Origin of the sequence: Lentzea aerocolonigenes (assembly GCF_000974445.1) — a bacterium.
Classification (GTDB): domain Bacteria; phylum Actinomycetota; class Actinomycetes; order Mycobacteriales; family Pseudonocardiaceae; genus Lentzea; species Lentzea aerocolonigenes.
The window spans coordinates 152,725-177,610 of record NZ_BBOJ01000017.1; the positions used below are offsets into that span (position 1 = coordinate 152,725).

Here is a 24,886-nt window from a genome sequence, read left to right on the forward strand (position 1 = left end):
CTGATGGACGTTCTCGAGCTCATGGACGAGTGGGGACCGGAGAAGGTCGTCTGCGTGTCCGACCGGCGCACCGGGATGAGAGGTGTGCTCGTCATCGACAACACCGCGCGCGGCATGGGCAAGGGCGGCACGCGGATGAGCCCGAACGTGACCGTCGCCGAGATCGCGCGTCTCGCGCGCGTGATGACGTGGAAGTGGGCGGGAGTCGACCTGTTCTTCGGCGGTGCCAAGGCGGGAATCGCGTTCGATCCTTCCTCTCCCGGCAAGGAAGCGGCGCTGCGGGCGTTCGCGCGCAAGCTCTCCAACGAGGTGCCGCGCGAATACGTGCTCGGCCTCGACATGGGCCTCACCGAACGGGACGCCGCGGTCGTCCAGGACGAACTGTCGGACCGCGGCGCTATGATGGGCGCACCGGCTCAACTCGGCGGTCTTCCGTACGACGAGCTGGGCGTCACCGGGTTCGGCGTGGCCGAGGTGGCGGACGAACTGATGGCCCTGCGCGGCAAACGCGTGGCCGTGCAAGGGTTCGGTGCGGTCGGTGCCGCGGCGGCGAAGCGGTTCGCCGAACTGGGCGCCGTGGTCGTCGCCGTGTCGTCGGTGCACGGGGCGTTGGTGGATGCCGACGGCCTGGACGTCGCACGACTGCTGAAACTGCGAGAAGAATTCGGTGATCTCGCGGTCGAGGAGTACGGCGGTGTCCGCTCGGAGCTCGGTGCCGAACTCAGAGCGCCGTGCGACGTGCTGGTACCGGCGGCGCTGCAGGACGTGATCGACGCGGATCTCGCGGGCGAGCTCGACACCACCCTGGTGGTGGAGGGCGCGAACCTGCCGACCTCCGCCGCGGCGCAGGAGGTTCTCGCGGCACGCGGGATCACGGTCGTACCGGACTTCATCGCGAACGCCGGCGGCGTGGTCGCGGCGGCGTTCGGGATGGACGCGCGGTACTCACCGTTCCCGGTGAACCCCGCCACGGTGCTGGACGCCGTGTCCTCGAAGCTGAGGGCGAACGCGGCGCACGTCATCGCCGAGGCCAGAAACCGCGGCACGACAACACATGTGGCCGCACGTGCGCTGGCACAGGAACGCGTGCTGGCCGCGATGAAGCTCAAGGGGCGAGTCGCATGAGCTCGCTCGAAAGGATGGTGATCGCAGACTTCAGCCGGATTCCGGCGACCGTGCACGTCGTCGCCGAGGCCGAAAACCACTGCACAGCAACACACGCAGCCGCACGCGCCTCAGCCGAGCCGCTCCCGGTGAACCCCGCCACGGCGTTGGCGAGGGTGAAGCCGACCACGGCGAGCATCGTCACCGAGGCCGAAAACCACTGCACAGCAACACACGCAGCTGCGCGCGCCTCAACCGAGCCGCACTCGGCGAACCCCGCCACGGCGTCGGCAAGGCAGAAGCCGATCACGGCGAACATCGTCACCGAGGCCGAAAACCACTGCACAGCAACACACGCAGCTGCGCACGTCTTGGCCGAGCCGCTCCCAGCGGAACCCGCCGCGGTGCCGACCACCGCATCGGGGAAGCTGAGGACGAACGTGGCCCGCGCCGTCGCCAAGGCCACAACCTCGGACACCACGGCAAAGGAGCGAGCCGCATGAGCTCACTCCAAGGTGTGGTGATCGCGGACTTCAGCCGAGTGCTGGCCGCGCCGTACGCGACCATGATGCTCGGCGACCTCGGTGCCGAGGTCGTCAAGGTCGAGCAGCCCGGCCGGGGCGACGAGACCCGTTCGTGGGGTCCGCCGCACTACGAGGACGAGGCGACGTACTTCCTGTCCGTCAACAGGAACAAGACGTCCGTGCAGATCGACCTGTCCACCGAGGCGGGCCGGGAGCAGGCGCGCGAGCTGATCGCGCGGGCGGACGTCGTGGTCGAGAACTTCAAACCGGGCACGATGAAGAAGTTCGGGCTGGACTACGAGTCGTTGGGGCGTGACGACCTCGTGTACTGCTCGATCTCCGGGTTCGGCTCCGGCAAGGGCGCCGATCTGGCCGGCTACGACCTGCTCGTACAGGCCGTGGGCGGGTTGATGAGCGTGACCGGGCCGGGTCCGGACGAGCCGGTGAAGACCGGTGTGGCGCTGGTCGACGTGCTGACCGGGTTGCACGCCTGCGTGGGCATCCTCGCGGCGTTGCGGCACCGGGACGCGACTGGGCAGGGGCAGCTCGTCGAGCTGGACCTGCTGACGGTGTTGTTGTCCAGCATGGTGAACCAGAGCGCCGGCTTCACGCTGGCGGGTTCGGTGCCGGAGCCGATGGGCAACCGGCATCCGTCGATCGCGCCGTACGAGGTGTTCCCGACGGTCGACCAGCCGATCGTGCTCGCCGTGGGCAACGACAGGCAGTTCCGGCGGCTGTGCTCGGTGCTGGACGTGCCCGAGCTGGCGACGGATCCGCGGTTCGTCACGAACTCGGACCGGGTCGAGAACGTCGACGAGCTGTTCGAGCTGCTCTCGGCGCGGTTGCGCCCGCGTCCGGCACGGCACTGGTTCGAGACCCTGACACCCCTCGGTGTTCCGTGCGGTCCGGTGAACGACATCGCGCACGCGTTCGCGCTGGCCGAGTCGCTGGACCTCAACCCGACCGCGACGATCGGCGACATGACGCTCGTCGCGAACCCCATCCGCCTGTCGCGCACGCCGGTCAGCTACCGGCTGCGCCCGCCGAAGCTGGAGCAGTGAAGTGCAGGACCCGTTGCAGTTGCTGGACATCCCGTCGTTGCTGAGCGACGAGGAGCGCGACATCCAGGCCACCGTCGCGGCGTTCCTGACCGACAACGTGCGGCCGCGCGTCGGGCGGTGGTTCGAGGAGGGAACCCTGCCGCGTGAGCTCGCCCAGGAGCTGGGCAAGCTCGGCGTGCTCGGCATGCACCTCGAGGGTTACGGGTGCGCCGGCACGTCGGCGTTGGCGTACGGGCTCGCGTGCCTGGAGCTCGAGGCGGTGGACAGCGGGATCCGCAGCTTCGTCTCGGTGCAGGGTTCGCTGTCGATGTACTCGATCTGGAAGTACGGCTCGGAGGAGCAGAAGCAGGAGTGGCTGCCGCGGCTCGCCGCCGGTGAGGCGATCGGGTGCTTCGGGCTGACCGAGCCGGACTTCGGCTCCAACCCGTCGGGCATGCGCACGCGCGCGGTGCGGGACGGTTCGGACTGGGTGCTCGACGGCACCAAGATGTGGATCACCAACGGCGGCCTGGCGGACGTGGCGACGGTGTGGGCGCGGACCGAGGAGGGAATTCGAGGATTCCTCGTTCCTCGGGGCACGCCGGGATTCTCGACGCGGAACATCGAGCACAAGTTGTCGATGCGAGCGTCCGTCACGTCCGAGTTGGTGCTGGAGGCGGTGCGGCTGCCGGAAAGCGCGCAGCTGCCACTCGCGACTTCACTTCGCGCTCCCCTTTCCTGCCTCAACGAGGCCCGGTTCGGCATCGTGTTCGGCGCCGTCGGTGCCGCGCGGGACTCGTTGCAGGCGGCACTGGACTACTCCGGCACCCGCATCCAGTTCGACAAGCCGATCGCCGCTTTCCAGCTGACGCAACGAAAGCTCGCGAGCATGGCCGTGCAGGTCAACAACGCGATGTTGCTGGCGTTGCACCTCGCAAAGCTCAAGGAGGCGGGCACGCTGAAGCCGGAGCAGATCAGCGCCGGCAAGTACAACAACGTCGAGGCCGCCATCGCGATCGCGCGGGAAAGCCGGACGATCCTCGGCGCCAACGGCATCTCGCTGGAGTACTCGCCTCTGCGTCACGCGAACAATCTGGAATCGGTGCTGACCTACGAAGGCACGTCCGACATCCACTTGCTATCCATCGGCCACGCCTTGACCGGAATCGCCTCGTTCCGATGATCGTTCGCCCTATCCTGCACTCGCAGCGGAGTCGTGGGGGGAGGGCGTTCTGCCGGAGGAGACGAACGGCCGCAGTGACGCGCGCCGCAACCGCAAACGATTGCTGGATGCCGCGACGCACGTCCTGCGCGCTGAACCAGCTACGGCGACGATGCAGTCGATCGCGCGCGAGGCCGCACTTTCGCAAGCGACGGCTTATCGCCATTTTCCGTCCGTGGACGCGCTTGTGGCGGCCTATCACGAGGACGTCATAGCGTCCTTGGCCGACCACGGCGAACGGTCCCGCAAGACCGGCAAGGAACTGTTCGAGCACCAGGTAACGCGCTGGGTGAAGATGCAGAACGTGCACGGCCCGGTCATCGTGCGGTACTGGTCCCAGCGCGGCTACCTGGAGCGCCTGCACGCCGCAGACGTCCTGACGACGCTGTCGTGCACGGCATGGGACCGGGCGTTGCGCGGGGTGCTGATCGACCTGAGCCTGCCGGACTCTTTGCTGCCCATGGCACGGTTTCTGCACAACGCGTTGTTCGACCCGCGCGCGATCATCGATCTGACGAAGACCGCCGGACTACGTGACGAGCAGGTGATCCGGCGGCTCTCCGACGCGTACTACGGAGCGTTGACGGGCTGGGCCTCGTACTAGACGCCGAGCGGGAGCACCCACTTCAGCTCCGACTTGATGTTCGGACGGCCGTCCAACGGGTTCTCCCCCGCGATGCCACCGGCCGCGATCTTGTCGAGGGTCTTCAGGCCTTCGGGCAGGATCTGGCCGAACACCGTGTAGTTCGGGCGCAGGATCGAGTCCGACTGCACCAGGAAGAACTGCGAGCCGTTCGTGTCCGGGCCGGCGTTGGCCATCGCGAGCGTGCCGCGCGGGTAGATGCGGCGCAGGCCGGTCGGGTCGTTCGGCGCGGGCTTGAGGTCGGTCGGCAGCTCGTCCTTGTACTTGTAGCCGGGGCCGCCCTCACCCGTGTTCGACGGGTCGCCGCACTGCAGCACCTTCAGCGTCGGGTACGCGGTGAGGCGGTGGCACTCGGTCTGGTTGTAGAAGCCGCGGTGCGCCAGGTGGATGAAGCTGTGCGTGGTGCAGGGCGCCTTGGTGCGGTCGAGCACGAGCGGGATGTCGCCCTGGTTGGTCTTCACCTTCACAAGGACCTTGCCCTTGGTGAACCACGGGTCGTGAGGAATGGACACCGGACGAGCGGGAGGTTCGTCCGGCGTAGCCGTGTAACCGCAGTCAGGACGTGATTCCGCTTGCGCGGAAGCGGTTCCGGTCGTGATGAGTCCAACGGCCAGTGCCGCCACTGCCAGACCAGCTGCGATTCGCCTCATGCGCGTTTCCTAGTGGAGGCGAAGGTGCGCCGCAAGGTTTAACGGATCACTCACCTGATCTCGCACTCGCACGTCGCTTGCTTGCCCGCGTTCGAGATCTACTTTTCCTTCTCGACGCGGAGCTTGCACGTGGCCTCGCCGCTCTGCGGCTTCACGGTCAGCGTGATCCTGCTGAGTGCGTTGGGGAGCATCGCGCGGTTCTTGACCGGAAGATCAACTTTCTGGACTGCGATGCGCCACCGGGGACGTGGAGAGTCATCTCGGTCTGGCCACACGCGGAGAGCGCCAGCACGGGAATCAGCAGGAGGAGTTCCTTCACAGCTCGAATTCTGGTTTTGTGCGGGAAACGGGACTTCCGTCCTCAGACCGGTTGTGTGTCCTGCTTTTGGCCGACCAGCCTGGCTTCCCACGCCCAGGCAACGATCTCGACGCGGTTGCGTGCGTCCATTTTGGTCTGAACTCTCGCGAGGTGCGTCTTCACTGTTCCGATGGAGATGAACAGTTCCAGTGCGATTTCGGCGTTCACCCTGCCGTGGCCGCCAGCTTCACGACGTCGAGCTCGCACGCGGAGAGGTTGCGCGGCCGTTGCGGTGTGGGTGTGTTCATGCGTTGAGCAGGTCTCCCGTGACGCCGCACGCGCCGTTCTTCAACGCTGTGTGTGCGTACTCGTCGTGGTCGAACGTCGTGCACACCAACACGTGGACGTCGTTCGCGATCTGTTTGAGAGCTCCGTTCGGCGCCTCCGATGAGGCCGAAACCGTTGCCCCGTCTCGCAGGTCTGCCGTCGTCGAAGATCCCGACGGTGAACCAGGCCGGCGTGGCCCGGATCTGGATGTCCACTTTGGCCGATGTGGAGGGTGAGCCGATCGACGCACTCGCCAACGGTGCGAAGGATCTCGTTCTGGCGGGGTACGAAGTCAAGTCGCTCACCGACCGTCGCCTGGCGCAGGAGAACTGGTTCACCACTTTGGTGGCAATCGCGGTCTGACTGCTGTTCCTCACCATGTTGATCGCGATCGTGGGGGTAGGCTCGACCACGGCGTTGTCGGTGCTCGAACGAACCCGTGAATCCGGGCTGCTCCGCGCGATCGGGTTATCCCGCAAGGAACTTGGCCGTCTGGCCACGGTCGAGGCCGGCCTGTGCGGGACCATCGGCGCGGTGCTCGGGCTCGCCATCGGCGTACCCTACGCGTGGCTCGCGATCATCTCGCTCGGCGTCGAATGGGCCGTTGCAGGTGCCGGCCTTCTCCGTCGGCGCGGTGGCGCTCGTCCTGGCCGCACTCACGGCAGGTGCAGGGCTGCTGCCTGCCCGTCGCGCGGCGCGAGTGAGCCCGGTGGCGGCGCTTCACTCGATCCAGTGAGGTGTGCCGGGTACCAGACCGGGTACCCGAACTGCATCGGGAGGTGATGCAGTCATGGGCTTCGATGAACTGAAGGACAAGGCCAAGGACCTGATCGGCCAGCACGGCGACAAGGTCGACCAGGGTGTCGAGCGCGCTGGGCAGTTCGCCGACGAGAAGACCGGCGGCAAGCACAGCGAGCACATCGACAAGGGCGAGGACAAGCTCAAGGAAGGCCTCCGGAATTTCGGCGGTCAGCAGCAGTGATCGCACGAAACCGGTACCGCGGGAAGTGATGCCTCCTCACCGTTGACACACCTGCCACCATCATCCGTGGGAGCGCTCTCACGCGCTCGTTCGGAGGGTTGGCAATGAGGCTCACTCGACAACGAACATCCATCGCACTGGCAGCGGCCGGCGTGCTCACCGCAAGCGCGCTGGTCGCTGTCGCCCAGCAGACCAACGCCGCGCTTCCACCTCCCCCTGCCGGGTGGACGCAGGTGTTCGGCGACGACTTCACCGGACCGGCGAACTCGTTGCCCAACAACGGGAACTGGCGTTTCTCGCTCGGGCACGGCTATCCAGGCGGTCCCGCGAACTGGGGCACCGGTGAGATCGCCGCGCACACGAACAACCCCGCGAACGTCTCGCTCGACGGCGGCGGAAACCTGCGCATCACGCCACGCCGTGACGGAGCGGGCAACTGGACGTCGGCGCGCATCGAGACGAACGCGCAGAACTTCAAGGCGCCGGGCGGCGGTGTCCTGCGGATGGAAGCGCGGATCCAGATGCCGAACGTCTCCGGCGCGGCGGCGCTGGGGTACTGGCCCGCGTTCTGGGCGCTGGGTTCGCCGTACCGCGGGAACTGGTGGAACTGGCCCGGTGTCGGCGAGTTCGACATCATGGAGAACGTCAACGGCGTCAACCGCGTGTGGGGCGTGCTGCACTGCGGTGTCTCGCCTGGCGGGCCGTGCAACGAGAAGAACGGCATCGCGAACAACCGTCCGTGTCCCGGCGCCTCCTGCCAGGCCGGCTTCCACACGTACCGCTTCGAGTGGGACGCCTCGGTCTCACCGCAGCAGTTGCGGTGGTACGTGGACGGCGAGTTGTTCCACCAGGTGAACCAGAACCAGCTGCCCGCGGACACGTGGAACCAGATGACCGGTCACGCCGGGTACTTCATCATCCTGAACGTCGCGATCGGCGGCGAGTTCCCCGACAACTACTCCGGCACGCGCACGCCGGGTCCCGGGATCGTGCCGGGCGTGCCGATGGTCGTCGACTACGTGGGTGTGTGGACTCGGGGGTCCGGTGGTGGTGGGCCCACGACCACCACGACTCCTCCGCCCACGTGCGGGCCGCTGCTCTCGCGGAACCGGCCGACGTCGGCGTCCAGTGTGGAGAGCGGGAACCAGGCGGCGGCGTTCGCGGTGGACGGCTCGGGGGCGACGCGCTGGTCGTCGGCGCACAGCGAACCGCACTGGTGGCAGGTCGACCTAGGTTCCTCGCGCGCCCTGTCGCGGGTGCGGATCACCTGGGAGGCCGCGTACGGGCGGGCGTACTCGATCCAGCTGTCCGACAACGGCAGTTCGTGGCGTGAGGCCTATTCCACGCTGACCGGCTCGGGCGGGGTGGAGGACATCGGTGTTTCCGGTTCCGCGCGCTACGTGAGGTTCAACGGCACGCAGCGAGCTACCGTGTACGGATTCTCGTTCTGGGAGTTCGAGGTGTTCGGAGCCTGCGGAACCACCACAACGACTGAACCTCCAGGCGGCGGGACCTACCCAGCGTGGGCGCCTGGGACTGCTTATGCGGTTGGTTCGCGTGTGAGTTACGCCGGAGTGGGCTACCAGTGCCTGCAGGCGCACACGTCGATCGCGACCTGGGAGCCACCGAACGCGGCTTCCCTCTGGCAGCGCCTCTGAGTCACTTCCGCGATCCCGGCGACCCGGTTACCGTCGTTCGCCGGGATCGCGGAGGTGAAGGTGGATCCGAGCGGGGTGACAAGAGCTGCGCGGCTGACCGCACTGGCCGCGTTGTGCCTGGTCACCGTCGTTTTACTGCTCCCAGCCGCCATCAGCGTGAGCACCGGCGGGGCCGTGCCGGAGTTCTTCGGGACGTTCGGCAGGTGGCTCTGGCCCGCGGTCGGGGTGATGGTGCTCGTCGCCGCGGGGCTCGCGATCTGGGAACGTGTCCGAGGCCACGAGACCAGCAACCGGACCGCCGCTCTCGGGCGGGTCGAGTCGCAGGTGAAGGCGTTGCTCTCCGCGTCGCTGGCCGCGCAGACGCAGATCAAGCTCGGCGTCCTGCGGCAGCCGCGGCTGTCCGTGCGGGCGGAGGGTGAGGCGATGTCCTCCACGGACCTGGAGGCCGTCTACGACCGGCTCGGCCACACCATGGTGCTGGTCGGCCCTGTGGGCAGCGGACGTTCGACGTTGCTGCGAGAGCTTTGCCTCGTGTTGGTCGAGCGCGCGCGCAACGACCCGGAGGCGCCCATCCCCGTTGTCGTGGACTTGGCGACGTGGCGGGCGTACGGCACGCGCAAGCCCACTGAGTTCACGGCGTGGCTGTTGCGCGAGATGAACCACCGCTACGGCATCAGCCGCTCGGCGGGCACGATCTGGCTGCGACGCGAGCGGGTGGTCGTGCTCATCGACGGCCTGGACGAGGTGCCGCGCGTCGACCGCGCCCACTGCGAGTCCGAACTGGCGCCGTTCGCCTCGGTCGTCTGCTCGACGGCCTCGATCGAGAACCTGCCGTCGGTGTTCGTCGAGCCGTTGTCACGCGGTCAGGTGCTGGAGTACATCGCGTCGGTCAGCCCTCGTCTCGACAGCCTGGAAGCAGCCCTGACCCCGGAGATCTGGGAACGGCTGGACTCACCGCTGGCACTGAACCTGCTGGCGCTGACGCACCTGGACAAGCAGGTCGACACGATCGGCACCGACTTCGTGGGTTCCTTCGTCGTAGAACGGCTTTCCGGTCAACGCGCTGCGGGCCCCACGATCCGCGCGTTGAAGTTCCTCGCGCGGTTGGGCCGGCCGGACCTCGGTGCGCCCGTGCACATGCCTCACCGCCGTGCGTGGCTACCACTGTTGCCCACGCGTCCGTTGTGGTTGCTGTTCGTGCGCGCGGTGCCCGCCGCATACGCCGGTGGAGTGTGCGCGGTGGCGTTCCTGACAGGGCTGCGACTCGGTCTTTGGCCGGCGTTGGCGTTCGTGGTGGCGGCTTCGTCGTTGCTGGTTCTCGTGAACAAACTTCCGCACGTCTTCCACCCGCCTGGACGCGCGCACGGCATCATCACCGCCGCGCTCGCATTCCTGGCGGGTGTGCTGGCCGGATTCATGGTCGGGCTCGCCGGTTTGTGGTTGGGCGGTATTGGAACGCCGTGGCCGTACTTCGTCGCGTACGTGTTCGTGGTGGTGGCGTCATTCTTTTTGGCGTTGGGCTTCGTACCGGGTGATGCGCCCGCGCCGTGGGCGGTGATGATCGCCGCCGTGCCAGGCGTCTCAATGATTTGGACCGGCCCGTACGTCGTGGTGGCCGGCATGGGAATGGGTTTCTCGGCAGGCGTGGCGGGCGGTGTGTTCGCCGCCGCCGTGGGACGTGTGTGGCGCACGGTGCGAACGGCGCAACAACAGCGCATGCGGATCGGACGCGCGTGGTGGATCCAACCCGCCGTACCGGTTCTCGGATTGGTCGGTGCTCTGAGCGGGCTCGGCGCGACCGGATCCTGGGGCACCGCCCTGGGCGTGGCGCTGGGCCTTCTGGTGACGCCGACCGCAGCCCGCGACTACGTCTGGCCGTTCGACGCACTCGCCGAGGTCGCCGCCGAGGGCGTCACCCGTCCGCTGTCGCTGGGCGAGTTGTCGTTCCGCCGCAAGGCTTTGCTGCACCTCGCCCAGGACCGGCTGCTGCTCACCCGAGTCGACGGCGAGTACCGCTTCGCACACGTGGCCCTGCGCGATCACCTGGCGTCGTGTGACCCAACCGCGCTGGTTCGAGCCACGCGTCGTTGAACCGTCCACATCTGCGGGCCGTACGGCCTGACAGAAAGGTCGGGTGTTGCGCATGCGCTGGTCGAAGGGCTGGATCGCGGCCGCCGGGGTGGTCTCGGTCGCCGCTGCCGTCGGGGGTACGGCCTTCGCCCTTGCCGGATCCGGTTCCCCTGCAACGCAGACGGGGGTCACGGGCAAGGAGGTGTGCTCGGGGCAGCCGCTGAGTTCGATCAGTTCCACCGGGCCCGCCGGTGTGTTCTCGGACCAGTTCCCTGCCGGAACCCACTTGCGGATCACGAATCTCGCCAACGGACGAGCGATCACCGCTGTGGTGAACGGAGTTTCCCCCGGCTGCGCTGTGCTGAACACCGCCGCTTTCGATTCGCTGCAGTCGACGAATTCGGGACGGGCAGTGGCGGAAAACGTTCTCCGGCGCGTCCGCGTGGAGATCGTGGGAAATGCGCCGGCACCCTCGCCAGCCCGATCCTCGACGTCCCGAGCCCGGGCCACAGGTGTGGTCGGTCAGGTCGTGTGCGACGGCGCGACGGTCGGGCTGTCGGCGGTGGGCGGAGCGGCCGGCGCGTTCTCGTCGCAGCTTCCGGTCGGGACCTCCGTGCGGGTGACCAACCTCGACAACGGACGGCAGACCACCGTGCGGATCATCGGGGTCGGGTCGGGCTGCGTGGTGCTGAACAGCGCGGCGTTCGAGCTGGTCGGTGAGTCGGGGAAGAACGTGATCAAGCGAGCGCAGATCGAGAAGGTGACCTGAGGCGACGTCGTCCGGGCGGCGGCCTGGTTCGTGAGTCCGAGTGGGCGGCGCTCGCCGGATTCCGGGGTTCTGAGGTGGCCGGGTGCGGGTTTGGTCGAGGCTCGGCAGCACGACGTGTGCCCGTGGCGTTGGTGAGCGGCTGGGATGGGTGGAGGGGTCCGAGTTCCGGCGCGATGCAGAACCGGGATTGGCGGCTGTGACCAGTCCGGCGGCCCGACTGGCTCGTTCAGTTCCGGTCAGTCGTCTCGCGCGTCGCCGCTCGACCCCCGTTCCAAGCCGGTCGAGCCGGAGTTGGACAGTCCCCTGGCACCGTACCCGGCGGGCAGAGGTCCGCCGCCGTCACCAGTCCGGCGGCTCGTCCGGCTCCCCCGGTTTCCATCTCGCCGAGCGGCTCACACCGCACCGACCGAGGCTGGCAGGGGCACTCCTGTGGCCACGTCTGGCGATTCGACGCCGTCACCAGTCCGTCGGCTCCGCCGGTTGCCACCGTGCTCGTGCCTGACCTGCGCGGATAGGGCGCCACCCGCGCCGAACGAGGCCGGGTCGGACGAGGCCAGGTCGGGGTGCTCCCGTGGCTGCGGCCGGCGATCCGTCGGCGTCACCAGTCCAGCGGCTCGTCCGGCTCCTCCGGTTCCGGCCACTCGTCTGCCGCGTCGCTGCTCGACCCCCACGCCGCGCCGCCCGTGGTCGTGGTCTTCGGCTTGGGCTTGGGTGCGGTCGGTGGCGGTACGGCGCCGGCTGATGGGGCTGAGGTGGGGGCGCTGCCGGACACCACTTCCAGGATCTGGTCGCCGTACTTGGTCAGTTTGGCCTGGCCCACGCCGCTCACGGCGCCCAGTTCGGTCAGCGAGGTGGGGCGGGAGGCGGCGATGGCTTTCAGGGTGGCGTCGTGGAAGATCACGTAGGCCGGGACGCTCTGCTCGCGGGCCTGCTGGGCTCGCCATTCGCGCAGGACCTCGAACAGCGGGGCGGCTTCGGCCGGGAGGTCCACCTTCGGCTTGGCGGCGGAGGCGGTGGCCGTGCGCGTGGTCGAGCGGGTGGGGGTCGGGTCCTTGCGCAGCTTCACTTCGCGCTTGCGGGCCAGGACGTCCGCGCTGCTCTCGGTGAGGACCAGGGTCGAGTACTCGCCCTCCACGGCCAGGAAGCCCTGGGCCAGGAGTTGGCGGACCACGCCGCGCCACTCGCTCTCGTTCAGGTCTTCGCCGATGCCGAACGTGCTGAGCTGGTCGTGGTCGAACTGGATGACCTTGGCGGTCTTGCGGCCGAGCAGGATGTCGATCGCCTGGCCCGCGCCGAACTTCTGGTTGCGTTCCTTGCGCAGGCGCCAGACCGTGGACAGGATCTTCTGGGCGGCGACCGTGCCGTCCCACGACTCGGGCGGCGTCAGGCAGGTGTCGCAGTTGTTGCAGGGCACGCCGGTCTGGCCGAAGTAGTCGAGCAGCATGGTGCGGCGGCACGAGATCGTCTCGCAGAGGGCGAGCATCGCGTCGAGGTGCGCCTGCGAGCGGCGTCGGAAGGCCAGGTCGCCTTCCGACGACTCGATCATCTTGCGCTGCTGCACCACGTCGGACAGGCCGTACGCGAGCCAGGCGGTGGACGGGAGGCCGTCGCGGCCCGCCCGGCCCGTCTCCTGGTAGTAGCCCTCGACGGACTTCGGCAGGTCGAGGTGGGCGACGAAGCGGACGTCCGGCTTGTCGATGCCCATGCCGAACGCGATCGTGGCGACCATGACCAGGCCGTCCTCGCGCAGGAACCGGGCCTGGTTGCGCTGGCGCACCGACGCGTCCAGCCCCGCGTGGTACGGCAGCGCCTCGATGCCGTTGGCCACCAGGAACTCGGCGGTCTTCTCCACGGACGCGCGGGACAGGCAGTACACGATGCCGGCGTCGCCCTGGTGCTCGCCGCGCAGCAGGTCGAGGAGCTGCTTCTTGGGTTCCTTCTTGGGAACGATGCGGTACTGGATGTTCGGGCGGTCGAAGCTCGAGACGAACTGGCGGCCGTCGGAGAGGTCGAGCCGCGTCAGGATCTCCTGGCGCGTCGCCTCCGTCGCGGTGGCCGTCAAGGCGATGCGCGGAACCTTCGGCCAGCGCTCGTGCAGCTGCGTCAGCGAGAGGTAGTCGGGCCGGAAGTCGTGGCCCCACTGGGAGACGCAGTGCGCCTCGTCGATCGCGAACAGGGCGATCTCACCCTGGTCCAGCAGGCGCAGGGTCGCCTCGGACGTCAGGCGCTCCGGCGCCAGGTAGAGCAGGTCGAGCTCGCCGTTGACGAACTCCGCCTCGACCATCCGGCGTTCGTCCCAGGACAGCGACGAGTTCAGGAAGCCCGCGCGCACACCGAGAGCGCGCAACGCGTCCACCTGGTCCTGCATCAGCGCGATGAGCGGTGAGACCACCACACCGGTGCCGGACCGGACCAGGGCGGGGACCTGGTAGCACAGGGACTTGCCACCACCGGTCGGCATCAGCACGAGCGCGTCGCCACCCGCGACCACGTGCTCCACGATGGCGGCCTGGTCGCCGCGGAACTCGGGATACCCGAAGACGCGCTGCAGGACTTGCAGCGCGTCTCCGAGAACGGCACCGTCGGTTGAACCCATGGCGCCGATGCTAGCGAGCAGCACCGACAGTCTGGACCGCTAGCCCAACTCGCCCTTCGTACCAGCGGAAACGCTGTTGGCGACCAGCGGAGCGGCCGACGCGGACGGCACCGAGCCGCGCAACGGGATCCGCACCGACGTGTCCGCCAGGTCGACGGTCAGCCTCGGCAGCTGGCTCGGCCGCACGATCGCGCTCGAGTCAGTGCCGCCGATCAGCAGGCCCAGCCGGTGCCCCGCCGGGATCACGTGGTCCGTTGTGGACAGTCGGAACGTCATGCGGTACTTGGTTCCTGGCGTGATCGTGCGCGTGACCGAGACCGACTCGTAGTTCGCGAGGTCCGCCCAGCCGCGCGCGATGACCTGCGCGTCGACGTTGCCCGCCGTCGCTTCGGTGTTGCGGTAACAGGCGTCATCGCCTGTGCGGCTCTCACCCCAGCACGACTCCGTGGTCAGCGTCCGGATGCCCTCACCGGTCCGCACGCGAGCAGGGCCGTAGTCGACGAGGTACGCCGTGAGGTGCGCGGTCGGCGTGGACGACGACACTCCGACCGTGATCGACGACGTGCCCGCGACGCGCAGTTCCGACGTCAGCGGTGCCGTCGAGTAGATCACCCGGCCGGTGTTCGAGCCGGACAGCCAGGTGGATGGCGTCGCACTGCCGTTGTCGGTGAATGCGGCCGTGCCCGTGCCGGGTGCCGTACCCAGTCCCGAAGAAGAAGGACGCAACACGGTGCTGACGGTGCCCGCCGGTGGCCACGTCGCGTCGTCCGCCCACTGATCCGGCTCGCGCTCCGAGGACACCTGCGCCTCGTTCTCGATGCCGTTCGGCACGTCCAGCAGCCAGCGGTCGAACCAGCGGTGCAGCGTGGAGACCCACTCGGCACGCCGGAAGTCGAACGGGTCGACGTGCGCGGTCTGCGAGAACCACAGCTTCTTCGGCACCGTCGCGGGCACGGCGTCCCAGAACTGGCCGAACTGCAACGTCTTCACGTTGAGGTCGTTCTGGCCGTGGATCGCGAAGATCGACGCCTTCACGCGCGAGGCGTTGCGCACGAAGTCACGTGCCTGCCACATCGCCGTGTAGTCACCATTGGCAGGGGAACCGTTCGTCATCTGCGTGCGCACCGCACCACATCGCGAGCGCGCGTTGGAGTTCTCGAACTGCGAACCCAGGCCGGTCGGCGAGCTGTAGCTGGGGTAGGCGACGCCGTCCGAGCGGAACCAGTCGTACCAACGGCTGATGCCCGCGATCGGCACGATCGTCTTGAGGCCGTCGATGCCGGTGGAGGCCACGCCGTTCGCGATCGAGCCGTCCCACGACTTGCCGATCATGCCGACGGCTCCGGTCGACCACGACGCCGACTTGGTCGCACTCCCGGTCAGGGTCGTGTAACCGGTGCGCCGGCCGTTGAGCCAGTCGATCACGGCGGTGCCGGACGCGATCTCCGACTGGCCGCCGACGTCGACGCAGCCGCGCGACCGGTTCGTCCCGAGGAAGTCGACGAGCACGACGGCGTAGCCGCGCGGCACGAAGTAGTTGTCGTAGAAGAGCGGGAACTTCACCGGCACACCGGCGGAGTCGTAGGTCTTGACCTCGCTCTCGTTGCCGCGCCCCGTGCTCTGGTAGTAGGGACTGGCCTCCATGATCACGGGCACGCGCCCGGTCGTGGACGGCCTGATGATGTCGGCGGCCACCCGGTCGCGGGTGCCGTCGCCGTCGAGGTCGAGGCCGGAGTCGACGTAGACGGTCTCGCGGACCGCGTCGGCCATCGAGTGGATCGGGGCGGACACGCCGCCGGACAGGGTGAACGCCGGTGTCGCCGCTGTGGCAGGGATTGGCGTCAAGGTCAGGGCCCCTGCTAACGCCACTACAACACGAACACGCTTCATGAAGTTTCACGCTAAGGAGTGACGAAGTCACCCGTCAGAGCCAAAAGGATTGATCCTAGCCAGGTTGCGGCGGCGACACATCGCGGCGAATAGTCGACCTTCGTGAGCTTCACCTTCGAACCCGCGCGCACACGCGTCGTCTTCGGCCGCGGCACCGCCGCCTCCGTGCGCGAGGAGGCCGGACGGCTCGGCGCGACGAGGGTCCTGCTGATCGCCCGGCACGGCGGCGACAAGGTAGCGGCCGAGCTCGGTTCCCTGCTCGCGACGCGGTTCACGGGCGCCGCGATGCACACGCCGGTCGAGGTCACAGAGCGCGCGCTCTCGTCGTTGCACGAACACGGTGCGGACTGCGTGGTGTCGGTCGGCGGCGGATCGAGCACGGGGCTGTCGAAGGCGCTCTCGGTGCGCGCTGGCGTGCCGCAGATCATCATTCCCACGACCTACGCCGGGCCCGAGGTCACGCCGGTGCTCGGCGAGACCTCCGGGGGACTGAAGAAGACCCGGCGCGACGCCGCGATCCAGCCGGACACGGTGATCTACGACGTCGACCTGACGCTGGACCTGCCGCTCGACGTCACGGTGACCAGCGCGTTCAACGCTCTGGCGCACGCCGTCACCGCGAGAGGCAACGAGAACCCGTTGATCGACGCCATCGCGACGAAGGCCATCGAGGGCGTTTTGCACGCTTTGAGCGGAAACCCGTCCACTGTGGATGCGCGGACGGAGTTGTTGTGCTCGGCTTGGCTCGCGGGCACCTGCCTCGCCTCCGTCCCCATGGGACTGCACCACAAGCTCGCACACGTTTTGGGCGGTACGTTCGGATTGCCGCACGCCGCCACACACACGGCGTTGCTCTCCCACACAGCACCGTCCGACCTCGCTGAACGCATTCACGACACGGCCGTGCGCTTCGGTGTGGCAACATCACTGCGCGAGCTGGGGATGGCCGAGTCCGATTTGTCCCGTGCTGCGGAGATCGCCGAGCACCCCGACGCGCTGCGGGTGCTGACGAACGCGTGGCGCGACGCGCCATCCGGCTGAGCGGTTGTCAACCTTTAGGCTGATGTTCACGCCTCTGAACTAAGACGAACCTCCGATGCACGATGCTGAAGGGTTCCTGAAGAATCAGAGGCATGCTCAGCCCGTTGGATCTGTCGCTGATAAACGGACCGATCCCGAAGGCCGCCACCGTCGCGGCCGCTCTCGCACTGACCTATCTCGCGATCAGGAAGAACCGGACCTGGTGGGTCCGTGTGCTGCCGATCGTCGTGCTGGCGTGCGCGCTCGCTGTCACCGGGCTGACGCTGGTCATCAACCACCTGTGGAAACCGTGGCCCGAGCCGATGCCGATCATCCTTATGGTGTGGCTGGGCGCGGCACTGGTGGCCGTCAGCCTGGGCGTGGCACGGCTGCGCCCGTCGCGCTGGTACGGGCGTGTGCTGACCGTGGTCGCGGCCGTCGCCGTCATCTCCGGCGCGCTGACGGCCACGAACGCGTACTACGGGCTGTACCCGACGTCACGGGCCGCGCTCGAGGTGTTCAACAACCCGAGCGTCGACCTGCCGGACAGCGTCCCGGTCGCAGAGGAGCTCGTGGTGCCTCCCGGCAAGAAGCTGGCCGAGGTCTGGAGTCCGGCGGACCTGCCGGAGAAGGGCACGCTGTCCGAGACCGAGATCCCGGGCGCGCTCAAGGGCCGTCCAGCCTGGGTCTACCTGCCGCCCGCCTACGCCGTGAAACCACGCCCGCGGCTGCCGGTGCTGGTCCTGCTGGCAGGTCAGCCGGGGTCACCTCGCGACTGGTACGACGCCGGCCGGATCTCCGACAACATGGACGAGTTCGCGCGCGCCCACAACGGTCTCGCGCCGATCGTCGTGATGCCGGACTCGCTCGGCTCGCTCACCGCGAACCCGCTGTGCCTCGACTCGAAGCTGGGCCAGTCGGAGACGTACCTGACCCGCGACGTACCCAAGTGGATCAAGGAACGGCTCACCGTCGACGAACGCCGTGAGGCGTGGACGGTCGCAGGACTCTCACAGGGCGGCACGTGCTCTCTTCAGCTCGCAGTGCGCGCGCCTGACGTGTACGGAAACTTCATCGACCTGTCCGGCCAGCGCGAGCCCACGCTCGGGACGCGCGCCGAGACGGTCAAGGCCGCGTTCGGCGGCGACGAGGCGGCATTCCGCCGCGTCAACCCTCTCGACATCCTCGCCAAGCAACGGTTCCCGCAGCTCGCGGGCGTGATCGTGGCCGGCAAGGACGACGGTGTCTACCGCCCGGCGGGAGCCGAGGTGTTCGAGGCCTGTCGCAAGGCCGGAATGGACGTGCTGTGGAAGGAACTGCCGGGAGGACACGACTGGAACGTGTGGCGGCCGGGCCTGTACGGCTCCCTGCCGTGGCTCGCGCAGCGAACAGGACTGGTCAGATGATCACGCGGCTGTTCCGCACCGCTCCCCTGACGTGCGCGTTCCTGATCGTCTTCTGGACGGTCGGGGCGCTGACCGGCGCGATCGGCAAAACGAACGACGAGCTGCTCGCACGCGTCGGGTTCGGCACCGAGAGTCCGTTGTGGACCGTGTTCACCTCGGCGCTGTGGTCGATGGACCTGCTGGGCTACGTGGCGACGACCGTCGTGCTGCTGGTGTTCGGGGTGCTGGCCGAGCGCTCGTTCGGCGCGCTGCGGACCGCGGCGATCTTCCTGTCCTCGCACGTGATCGGCTCGTTCCTCGGCCTCGGGGTGGTGCTGATCGGGCGGGACGTGCACTGGTCGTGGCTCGAGTCGCTCGTGGGCGAGGTGGCCGCGGGGCCGTCGATCGGCGGGGTGGGCCTGGCGCTCGCGCTGACGTTCCGGATGCCGTCGCCGTGGAGGCGTCGCGTACGCCTGATGATGATCTTGTCGGTGCTGGTCCTTACCCTGTACTCGGGTTGGCTCGAAGATCTGCTCCGACTGTCCGGTGGCGTGGCCGGGCTCGTGATCGGGGCGTTGTTCCTGAGGAGCGGCGCGGCGCACAAGGCGCGCTCGTTCCAGGAGACGCGTGTGCTGGTGGCGTTGCTGCTCGCGGCGTCGGCGCTCGGACCGGTGGTGGCGATGATGTCGCCGTCGCCGAACGGGCCGCTGTGGTGGTTCGCGGACGTCGTGGCGGTCGCGCAGCCGGTGCAGGACGACGTCGACGCGGTCTGCGGCTCGGACGCGGTCGAGCTGTGCCGGACGATGATGATCCAGCTGTCGTACGGCCGGTTCCCCGCGCTCGTGATGTCGCTGCTGCCCGCGTTGCTGCTGCTCGTGCTGGCGGAAGGGCTGCGCCGCGGCCGCCGGTTCGCGTGGTGGTCGGCGCTGGTGTGCAACGTGGCGTACGGCTCGTTCATCGGGTGGTACGTCGTGGACGCCGCGCAGATCCCGGACATCGGCGCGTTGGAGGTCGTGTTCTCGTTCAGCATTCCGATGCTGGTGCCGCTCGCGATCACGATCGTGCTGTTGCTGACGCGCGACCACTTCGCCGTGCGTCTGCCTCGGCACGCCGTCAGGAAGTTCTGGCGGTTCACGGTCGGCAGCGTCGCGTTGCTGTCGGCGCTGTACGTCTTCGGCGGGTACCTGGTCCGCGACCAGTTCACGCCGGAGCCGGGTTTCGCCGCGCTGCTCGCGGACCTGCCGACGCGGTTCCTGCCGCCGGGCTACCTGCTCGGCCTGGTGCCGCTGCAGTTCTCGGCGGAGGGCTTCCTCGGCGCGTTGCTGTTCGAGTACACGGGCGTGGTGTTCTGGCTGATCGTGCTGGCCGGTCTGCTGATGGCGTCGTGGCGTGCGTGGCCGTCCTCGTGCGAGAAGGAGGCGGAGCACGCGCGCGAACTGATGCAGCGCTACGGCGGTTCGTCGTTGTCGTACATGACGACGTGGCGCGGCAACCAGTACTGGTTCACGCCCGACGGTGAGACCGCGATCGCGTACCGGGTGGTGGCGACGATCGCGCTGACCGTCGGCGATCCGATCGGTCCGGCGCGCGTCGAGGCCGTGCGCGGGTTCGCGGAGTTCTGCGCGCGCAACGGGTGGACGCCGTGCCTCTACAGCGTGGGGGCCGAGACGAGGGAGGCGGTGGAAGGTCTCGGGTGGTCCGCGGTGCAGGTCGCCGAGGACACCGTGATCGAGCTGGACACGTTGAGCTTCACGGGCAAGAAGTGGCAGGACGTCCGCACGGCGCTGAACAAGGCCGCGAAGGCCGGCATCACCGCCGAGTGGTGCACGTACGCCGACGCGCCGTTCGCGATCACCGACCAGATCCGGTCGATCTCGGCGGAGTGGGTGGCGGACAAGGGCCTGCCCGAGATGGGCTTCACGCTGGGAGGCCTGGAAGAGCTCACCGGCGACGGTGTGCGCTGCCTGATCGCGGTGGACGGCGACCGCACGGTGCACGGCATCACGAGCTGGCTGCCCGTGTACGCCGACGGTGAGGTCATCGGGTGGACGCTCGACTTCATGCGCCGCCGCACGCACGGTTTCCGCGGCTCGATGGAGTTCCTGATCGCCTCCGCGGCGCAACAGCTCCAGGCCGAGGGCGCGCGGTTCCTGAGCCTGTCGGGGGCGCCACTGGCACGGTTGGACCGCGGCGAACGTCCGCGGGCGTTGCAGCGCGTCCTGGATCTGACCGGACAGGTGCTGGAGCCGGTGTACGGGTTCCGCTCGCTGTTCGCGTTCAAGGCGAAGTTCCAGCCGAAGTACCGGCCGATGTTCATGGCGTACCCGGACTCGGCGGCACTGCCACGCATCGCGAACGCCGTGAGCCGCGCGTACCTCCCGCACCTCAACGCGCGCCAGGGACTTCGCCTCGCGACCAAGATGATCATCCGCACCCGTGGACGCGTGGCCACAGCCGGTCGAACTCACTAGACCGAAAGGGTGGAGAGGTGATGCTCGTCCTCACACCGGAGCGCCGCTGAGCGAAGATGCGCCGATGACCGTGCGGGGCGATCTGCCTGCCCAGACCACGACGTTCATCGGCCGCCGTGCCGTGCTCGCCGACACCGAGGGGCTCCTCGGCCGAGCCCGGCTGGTCACGCTGGTGGGCGCCGGGGGCATCGGGAAGACGCGCATCGCCGAGGAGACCGGCCGTGCGATGGCGCGGACTTCGGCGTTCCAGCACGGTGTCCGGGAGGTGCGGCTCGCGGACCTGAAGGATCCCGCGCTGCTCGCCAGGACTGTCGCGGCCGAGCTGCGCATCATCGACAACTCGCAGGACTCCGGGCTCGGCCGGCTCGTGGAGTCGTTGTACGACAAGAACTTGCTGCTCGTTCTGGACCACTGCGAGCACCTGCTGGACGCGGTTCGGCATCTCGTGCACCACTTGTTGCGGGACTGCGAAGGGCTGAGGATCCTCACGACGTCGCGCGAGCCTCTGGGTGTCTACGGCGAGCACCTGCTGCGGGTGCCGCCGATGAGCGACGAGGACTCCTCGGAGCTGTTCCTGGAACGGGCGGGCCAGGGCGTCCCGCCGCGGGTGAGCGGATCACCTCTGGCGATCGACCTCGTGGCCGCGCGGCCGGATGAGGCGCTCGCCGACGACGTGACGCTCGAGCAGGTGCTCGACTGGACCGCTGCACGCTGCACGGCCGAGGAACGACAGCTGTGGGCGACGCTGTCGGTGCTTCCCGCGGACTTCGACCTCGCCGCGGCAGAAGCGGTGGCGGGAACGGACGTGCTGGAGCCGTTGTCGGCACTCGTGCGCGCGTCGATCGTGGTGGCGACAACGAGCCCCGTCACCGGACACACTCGTTACCGGATGTTGGGCAGCGTCTCGGAGTTCGGTGCTCGTCTGCTCGTGGACGCCAACGAGCCGCTACGACGACACGCGCTGTACTACAGCACGTTCGTCGACGAAGCGGCCCGCTCGTGGTTCTCGCCGGACGAGGTGGTGTGGCTGGGCCGGGTGCGCGAGGAGTGGCCGAACATCCGTGCCGCCATCACGTGTGCGTTGAAGACCGCCGAACTGGCCGAGACCGGCGCGACGATGGCGATGAACGTGCAACGCACGCGGTTCACGTCCGTCGCGGGCCTGCTCGGCCAGGCCTGGGACCTGCTGGCGATGGCCCGTGAGGTGATCACCGAGGCACCGTTGCGGACGTCGCTGCTGGCGCACTGCGCGTTCGTGGCCCAGGCGCGCGGCGACATGGCAGCCGCGACCGTCCTGATCACCGAGGCAAGCGCGCTGCCCCGGTCACCGATCACGGACCTGAACCTGGTCTTCGCCGAAGCCACGCATCTCTTCTTCGTCGAGGGATCACCGGACTGCGTGCCGTTGTACGCCCACGTCGTCGAGCTCTGCCGCCAGTACGCGTCGCCGGGTGACACGTACTTCGCCGAGCTGATGCACGCGATGGCGACGTGTTTCCTGCTGGACGTCGAGGCCGCGGACAAGGCCACGACCAGACTGGCCGAGCACGACGACGTGCACTGGTCGCGCGCCTGGGCGTTGTGGCACGAGGGTCTTTACGAACTGCTGCACGGCGATCCGGCACAGGTGCATCCACTCGCGGTGGAGGCGTTGCGGATCCAGCTGGCGCTCGGCGACACCTGGGGCCCGGCGTTCAGCCTGTGGTTGCTCGCCTGCGCGTGCGCCGAACTCGGCGCGTTCGACCGCGCGGCACGGCTGCTCGGTGCGTTGCGGTCGCAGGAACGGGTCACGCGGATCTCGCTGAGCACCATGCGCCCGTTCCACAAGTTGCTGGAACGCACCGACCGCACCGTCCGCCGCGCGCTCGGCGACGACTACCCGGTCATCACGACGCTGGGCGCGGACCTGCGGCAGGAACAGGCCATGGAGTTCGCCCTCGAACCGGTGCCCGACTCGGAACGCCGCCCGGCCAAGCCCGCATTGCCAGGAGGGTTGAGCAGGCAGGAGTTCACCATCGCGGGACTGGTCGCCGAGGGGCTCACGTCGAGGCAGATCGGTGCCCGGCTGTTCATCTCGCCGCGGACGGCGGACCGGCACGTGGTCAACATCCGCGTGAAGCTGGGACTGCCGAACCGGATGGCGCTCGCGGCGTGGCACCGTTCGGCGACCGGCGAGGCCTAGCACGCCGGTTTCAGACCCAATGCCACGACCACGGACGCGGTGAGGCTGTCCAGCAGAACCTGTTGCCGCAAAGGGAAAGTGCGGGCGCGACCAGGATCGGCAGCCGCACCAGGCCGGATGGCGACGCGGGCCGCACCTCAGCCGGGCTGACCGGCAGGCATGAACTGCAGCAGCAACGACACAGGTAGAAGACGCCGACCTCGGGTTGAGCACGATTCAGGCCCACGCACAACGATGCACCACACACACGGCGCCCGCCGGGTTCCCCCAAAATCAATACTAGCGAGGAGGTCTGACAGGTTGCGGGATCAGCGCGCGTCCGCAGCCGTTTTCAGCCCGAACGCGATCAGCGCCGACGCGGACAGGCGGTCGAACAGAACCCGTTGGCGCAGCAGGAAAGCACGGGCGCGACCTGCCGCCGTGATCAGGATCGGGAACCACACCAGGCCGATACCGAGGTGGATCGCCACGAGCACGCCGCCCCACGCGGGCTGTCCCACGGGCAGGAACTGCGGCAGCAACGAGATGTAGAAGACGCCGGGCTTCGGGTTCAGCAGGTTCGTCAACAGTCCGACGCGGACGGCCGCGCGCACCGAAGGCACGGGTGCGGGTTCGTCCAGTTCGACCGGACGCCGCGACTTCCACAACGCCTTGACGCCCAGGTAGATCAGGTAGCCCGCGCCCAGCCAGCGCACGATGTCGTAAGCCAGTTCGGACGCCTGCAACAGAGCCGTCAGGCCGACCAGGCCCGCGGTCGCCCACACCAGGCATCCCAGCGTGCTGCCCACCACCACGCCCATCGCGGCACGGCGGCCGACCAGCAGCGCCGTTCGCAGCACCAGCAGGGTCTCCAGGCCCGGCGTCACCACGGTCAGCAGCGCGACGAACGTGAAGCTCAGGAGTGCGGTGGTCGACATGCCGTCATGAGAACACGAGAACGTCCCACCACCGGAAGAATTAACACGCCGGTCACGGGCGCACGGCCTTGGTGTAGCGGTGCGCGGGGACCGGGATCGGGCCGTCCGGGTGGGGTGCCTGGTGGCCGAACAGACCTTCGTCGGTCCACCCCTGCCGCTCGTAGAAGCGGCGTGCCCGCACGTTGCCCGCGACGACCGCGAGCCAGGCGCTGGCGTGCCCGTTCGCCGCCACCTCCTGCTCGGCGGCGGCCAGCAACGCCCGCGCGACACCGGAACCGCGGTGGTCGGCGGAGACGTAGACCTGCTCGACCTCGTCGCCGACGACCATCACGAACCCGGCGACCTCGCCGTCCACCGTCGCAACGGTGGTGTGCTGGACGTGCTCCAACGCGCGTGGCTCGAACGTCGTCTCCGGCCGTGCGTCGACGAGCTGCTGCGGCACGTTGCCGAGGTGCGCGTCACACCAGCCGGGGTACCAGATCCTGGCGACGGCCCGGGCGTCCTCCGGCGTCGCTCGCCGCACGGCTACCGGTGCCACGCCCGCACGCCCAGACGCCCGGTGCTGCCCAGGTCGATGAGGATGCCCCGCTCCTGCGACGCCGGGAGCAACGACTGCCACGTGCCACCCGGCCCGGCCGCGATGTCGACGTGGCTGCCGACCTGCGGCGGGTCCATCGAAGTGTGCGTGTTCCGCCACATGAACGCACTCTGCGCGCGCTCCCCCGGCTGGACCGTGACCGGCTGCGGCGGGTCGTCGAAGCCCTCGACCGACGCGATCCCGCCCGAACCGTGAACGATCTCGGTGTCCAGCTGCTGCCACTTCTCGTCGAGCAACTTGACCTGCGGGTATCCGTTGAGCTCGACCGGCCGCGTGCCGCAGTTGACGACCTCGACGGACATCACGCGCAGGCCCGCCGCCACGTCGGTGTACCCCGCGCTGAACCGCACACCGGTGTCGCACGACGGTTCGTCCGAGGTCGGCGTGGTCAGCGAGAGCGGTCGCGCGCGGACCGGATCCGGGACCGGCAGGGCCTCCGGACGTGTGCCGCACGCGACCAGGCCGACGAGCGCAGCCAGCAACACGAGAATCCTGCCCCCAGTTCTCATGTCCTCGATCATGCCATCTGGCCCGTGCAGA

22 protein-coding genes are annotated in these 24,886 nt (G+C 68.5%); 14 read left to right on the plus strand and 8 right to left on the minus strand.

Annotation, left to right across the window (positions count from 1 at the left end; genetic code table 11):
- The first annotated feature begins 3 nt into the window (after window positions 1-3).
- Entirely contained in the window at window positions 4-1,125 is a 1,122-nt protein-coding gene (locus AOM45_RS31055; protein WP_236703892.1) for a Glu/Leu/Phe/Val family dehydrogenase, read from the plus strand.
- On the opposite strand, the gene AOM45_RS31060 is transcribed toward AOM45_RS31055, so the two are convergent.
- Window positions 1,106-1,429 carry a hypothetical protein gene (locus AOM45_RS31060; protein WP_169792646.1) on the minus strand — a complete coding sequence of 108 codons (324 nt, stop codon included), beginning with the start codon at window positions 1,427-1,429 and terminating at the stop codon, window positions 1,106-1,108. The genes AOM45_RS31055 and AOM45_RS31060 overlap by 20 nt on opposite strands.
- 174 nt (window positions 1,430-1,603) lie before the next feature.
- On the opposite strand from AOM45_RS31060, the gene AOM45_RS31065 reads away from it, so the two are divergent.
- From AOM45_RS31065 to AOM45_RS31075, 3 genes are all read left to right on the plus strand, one after another.
- Complete coding sequence (locus AOM45_RS31065) at window positions 1,604-2,689, plus strand: CaiB/BaiF CoA transferase family protein (RefSeq protein ID WP_030466623.1); 1,086 nt, start codon at window positions 1,604-1,606, stop codon at window positions 2,687-2,689.
- A gap of 1 nt (window position 2,690) precedes the next feature.
- Window positions 2,691-3,851 (plus strand): acyl-CoA dehydrogenase family protein, encoded by a 1,161-nt coding sequence (locus AOM45_RS31070; protein WP_030466624.1) that lies wholly within the window; start codon window positions 2,691-2,693, stop codon window positions 3,849-3,851.
- 100 nt (window positions 3,852-3,951) lie between these two features.
- Window positions 3,952-4,494, plus strand: coding sequence for a TetR/AcrR family transcriptional regulator (locus AOM45_RS31075; RefSeq protein WP_162185628.1), 543 nt, complete (start codon window positions 3,952-3,954; stop codon window positions 4,492-4,494).
- On the opposite strand, the gene AOM45_RS31080 is transcribed toward AOM45_RS31075, so the two are convergent.
- Complete coding sequence (locus AOM45_RS31080) at window positions 4,491-5,183, minus strand: peptidylprolyl isomerase (protein ID WP_030466626.1); 693 nt, start codon at window positions 5,181-5,183, stop codon at window positions 4,491-4,493. The two genes, AOM45_RS31075 and AOM45_RS31080, sit on opposite strands and share 4 nt — an antisense overlap.
- A gap of 361 nt (window positions 5,184-5,544) precedes the next feature.
- The gene (locus tag AOM45_RS52490) at window positions 5,545-5,748 is read right to left on the minus strand and encodes a response regulator transcription factor (RefSeq protein WP_201780097.1); all 204 of its coding nucleotides are present in this window, start codon (window positions 5,746-5,748) and stop codon (window positions 5,545-5,547) included.
- Window positions 5,749-5,943: 195 nt separating this feature from the next.
- Between AOM45_RS52490 and AOM45_RS52495 the strand changes: the two genes are divergently transcribed.
- The 6 genes from AOM45_RS52495 (at window position 5,944) to AOM45_RS51930 (ending at window position 11,287) form a co-directional block, all read left to right on the plus strand.
- Window positions 5,944-6,171: a hypothetical protein gene (locus tag AOM45_RS52495; protein WP_211262993.1), complete on the plus strand. Its 228-nt coding sequence runs from the start codon at window positions 5,944-5,946 to the stop codon at window positions 6,169-6,171.
- A 15-nt stretch (window positions 6,172-6,186) separates the two neighbouring features.
- Entirely contained in the window at window positions 6,187-6,591 is a 405-nt protein-coding gene (locus AOM45_RS51210; protein ID WP_201780098.1) for an FtsX-like permease family protein, read from the plus strand.
- A gap of 7 nt (window positions 6,592-6,598) precedes the next feature.
- Entirely contained in the window at window positions 6,599-6,790 is a 192-nt protein-coding gene (locus AOM45_RS31090; protein ID WP_030466628.1) for an antitoxin, read from the plus strand.
- A gap of 104 nt (window positions 6,791-6,894) precedes the next feature.
- Window positions 6,895-8,448, plus strand: coding sequence for a discoidin domain-containing protein (locus tag AOM45_RS49995; RefSeq protein ID WP_081901971.1), 1,554 nt, complete (start codon window positions 6,895-6,897; stop codon window positions 8,446-8,448).
- Window positions 8,449-8,523: 75 nt separating this feature from the next.
- Window positions 8,524-10,539, plus strand: coding sequence for an NACHT domain-containing protein (locus AOM45_RS31100; protein WP_156093705.1), 2,016 nt, complete (start codon window positions 8,524-8,526; stop codon window positions 10,537-10,539).
- 88 nt (window positions 10,540-10,627) lie between these two features.
- Window positions 10,628-11,287, plus strand: a complete 660-nt coding sequence (locus AOM45_RS51930) for an RlpA-like double-psi beta-barrel domain-containing protein (RefSeq protein ID WP_169792647.1) — start codon at window positions 10,628-10,630, stop codon at window positions 11,285-11,287.
- A gap of 598 nt (window positions 11,288-11,885) precedes the next feature.
- Here AOM45_RS51930 and recQ read toward each other — a convergent pair.
- Both recQ and AOM45_RS31115 read right to left on the minus strand, forming a co-directional pair.
- Complete coding sequence (gene recQ / locus AOM45_RS31110; RefSeq protein ID WP_030466632.1) at window positions 11,886-13,883, minus strand: DNA helicase RecQ; 1,998 nt, start codon at window positions 13,881-13,883, stop codon at window positions 11,886-11,888.
- 39 nt (window positions 13,884-13,922) lie between these two features.
- A complete protein-coding gene (locus AOM45_RS31115; protein WP_030466633.1) occupies window positions 13,923-15,773 on the minus strand; it encodes a Xaa-Pro dipeptidyl-peptidase in 1,851 nt (616 codons plus the stop codon).
- Between the two features lie 102 nt (window positions 15,774-15,875).
- Here AOM45_RS31115 and AOM45_RS31120 point away from each other — a divergent pair, with 102 nt between their 5' ends.
- From AOM45_RS31120 to AOM45_RS31135, 4 genes are all read left to right on the plus strand, one after another.
- Window positions 15,876-16,814, plus strand: coding sequence for a maleylacetate reductase (locus tag AOM45_RS31120; RefSeq protein ID WP_051783014.1), 939 nt, complete (start codon window positions 15,876-15,878; stop codon window positions 16,812-16,814).
- Window positions 16,815-16,906: 92 nt separating this feature from the next.
- The gene (locus tag AOM45_RS31125; RefSeq protein WP_030466635.1) at window positions 16,907-18,199 is read left to right on the plus strand and encodes an alpha/beta hydrolase; all 1,293 of its coding nucleotides are present in this window, start codon (window positions 16,907-16,909) and stop codon (window positions 18,197-18,199) included.
- The gene (locus tag AOM45_RS31130) at window positions 18,196-20,649 is read left to right on the plus strand and encodes a rhomboid family intramembrane serine protease (protein WP_051783015.1); all 2,454 of its coding nucleotides are present in this window, start codon (window positions 18,196-18,198) and stop codon (window positions 20,647-20,649) included. Before AOM45_RS31125 ends, AOM45_RS31130 begins: the two co-directional genes overlap by 4 nt.
- A 64-nt stretch (window positions 20,650-20,713) precedes the next feature.
- Complete coding sequence (locus AOM45_RS31135; RefSeq protein ID WP_030466637.1) at window positions 20,714-22,831, plus strand: ATP-binding protein; 2,118 nt, start codon at window positions 20,714-20,716, stop codon at window positions 22,829-22,831.
- A 308-nt stretch (window positions 22,832-23,139) separates the two neighbouring features.
- Here the strand turns inward: AOM45_RS31135 and AOM45_RS31140 are convergent, their stop codons facing one another.
- The 3 genes from AOM45_RS31140 to AOM45_RS31150 are packed head-to-tail and all read right to left on the minus strand — an operon-like array spanning window position 23,140 to window position 24,855.
- Entirely contained in the window at window positions 23,140-23,748 is a 609-nt protein-coding gene (locus tag AOM45_RS31140; protein ID WP_030466638.1) for a LysE family translocator, read from the minus strand.
- Window positions 23,749-23,800: 52 nt separating this feature from the next.
- On the minus strand, window positions 23,801-24,286 hold the full coding sequence (locus AOM45_RS31145; RefSeq protein ID WP_030466639.1) for a GNAT family N-acetyltransferase: 486 nt from the start codon (window positions 24,284-24,286) through the stop codon (window positions 23,801-23,803).
- Window positions 24,274-24,855 (minus strand): DUF4232 domain-containing protein, encoded by a 582-nt coding sequence (locus AOM45_RS31150; protein ID WP_162185629.1) that lies wholly within the window; start codon window positions 24,853-24,855, stop codon window positions 24,274-24,276. Before AOM45_RS31150 ends, AOM45_RS31145 begins: the two co-directional genes overlap by 13 nt.
- Window positions 24,856-24,886: the final 31 nt, after the last annotated feature.

What these genes read in the sequence shown, in the direction of transcription:
- AOM45_RS31140 (WP_030466638.1), bottom strand. Translation starts at nt 23,748, where the DNA reads ATGTCGACCACCGCACTCCTGAGCTTCACGTTCGTCGCGCTGCTGACC.
- AOM45_RS31150 (WP_162185629.1), bottom strand. Translation starts at nt 24,855, where the DNA reads ATGAGAACTGGGGGCAGGATTCTCGTGTTGCTGGCTGCGCTCGTCGGC.
- AOM45_RS31055 (WP_236703892.1), top strand. Translation starts at nt 4, where the DNA reads ATGGACGTTCTCGAGCTCATGGACGAGTGGGGACCGGAGAAGGTCGTC.
- AOM45_RS49995 (WP_081901971.1), top strand. Translation starts at nt 6,895, where the DNA reads ATGAGGCTCACTCGACAACGAACATCCATCGCACTGGCAGCGGCCGGC.
- AOM45_RS31135 (WP_030466637.1), top strand. Translation starts at nt 20,714, where the DNA reads ATGACCGTGCGGGGCGATCTGCCTGCCCAGACCACGACGTTCATCGGC.
- recQ (WP_030466632.1), bottom strand. Translation starts at nt 13,883, where the DNA reads ATGGGTTCAACCGACGGTGCCGTTCTCGGAGACGCGCTGCAAGTCCTG.
- AOM45_RS31065 (WP_030466623.1), top strand. Translation starts at nt 1,604, where the DNA reads ATGAGCTCACTCCAAGGTGTGGTGATCGCGGACTTCAGCCGAGTGCTG.
- AOM45_RS31080 (WP_030466626.1), bottom strand. Translation starts at nt 5,183, where the DNA reads ATGAGGCGAATCGCAGCTGGTCTGGCAGTGGCGGCACTGGCCGTTGGA.
- AOM45_RS31130 (WP_051783015.1), top strand. Translation starts at nt 18,196, where the DNA reads ATGATCACGCGGCTGTTCCGCACCGCTCCCCTGACGTGCGCGTTCCTG.
- AOM45_RS31125 (WP_030466635.1), top strand. Translation starts at nt 16,907, where the DNA reads ATGCTCAGCCCGTTGGATCTGTCGCTGATAAACGGACCGATCCCGAAG.
- AOM45_RS51210 (WP_201780098.1), top strand. Translation starts at nt 6,187, where the DNA reads ATGTTGATCGCGATCGTGGGGGTAGGCTCGACCACGGCGTTGTCGGTG.
- AOM45_RS31090 (WP_030466628.1), top strand. Translation starts at nt 6,599, where the DNA reads ATGGGCTTCGATGAACTGAAGGACAAGGCCAAGGACCTGATCGGCCAG.
- AOM45_RS31115 (WP_030466633.1), bottom strand. Translation starts at nt 15,773, where the DNA reads ATGAAGCGTGTTCGTGTTGTAGTGGCGTTAGCAGGGGCCCTGACCTTG.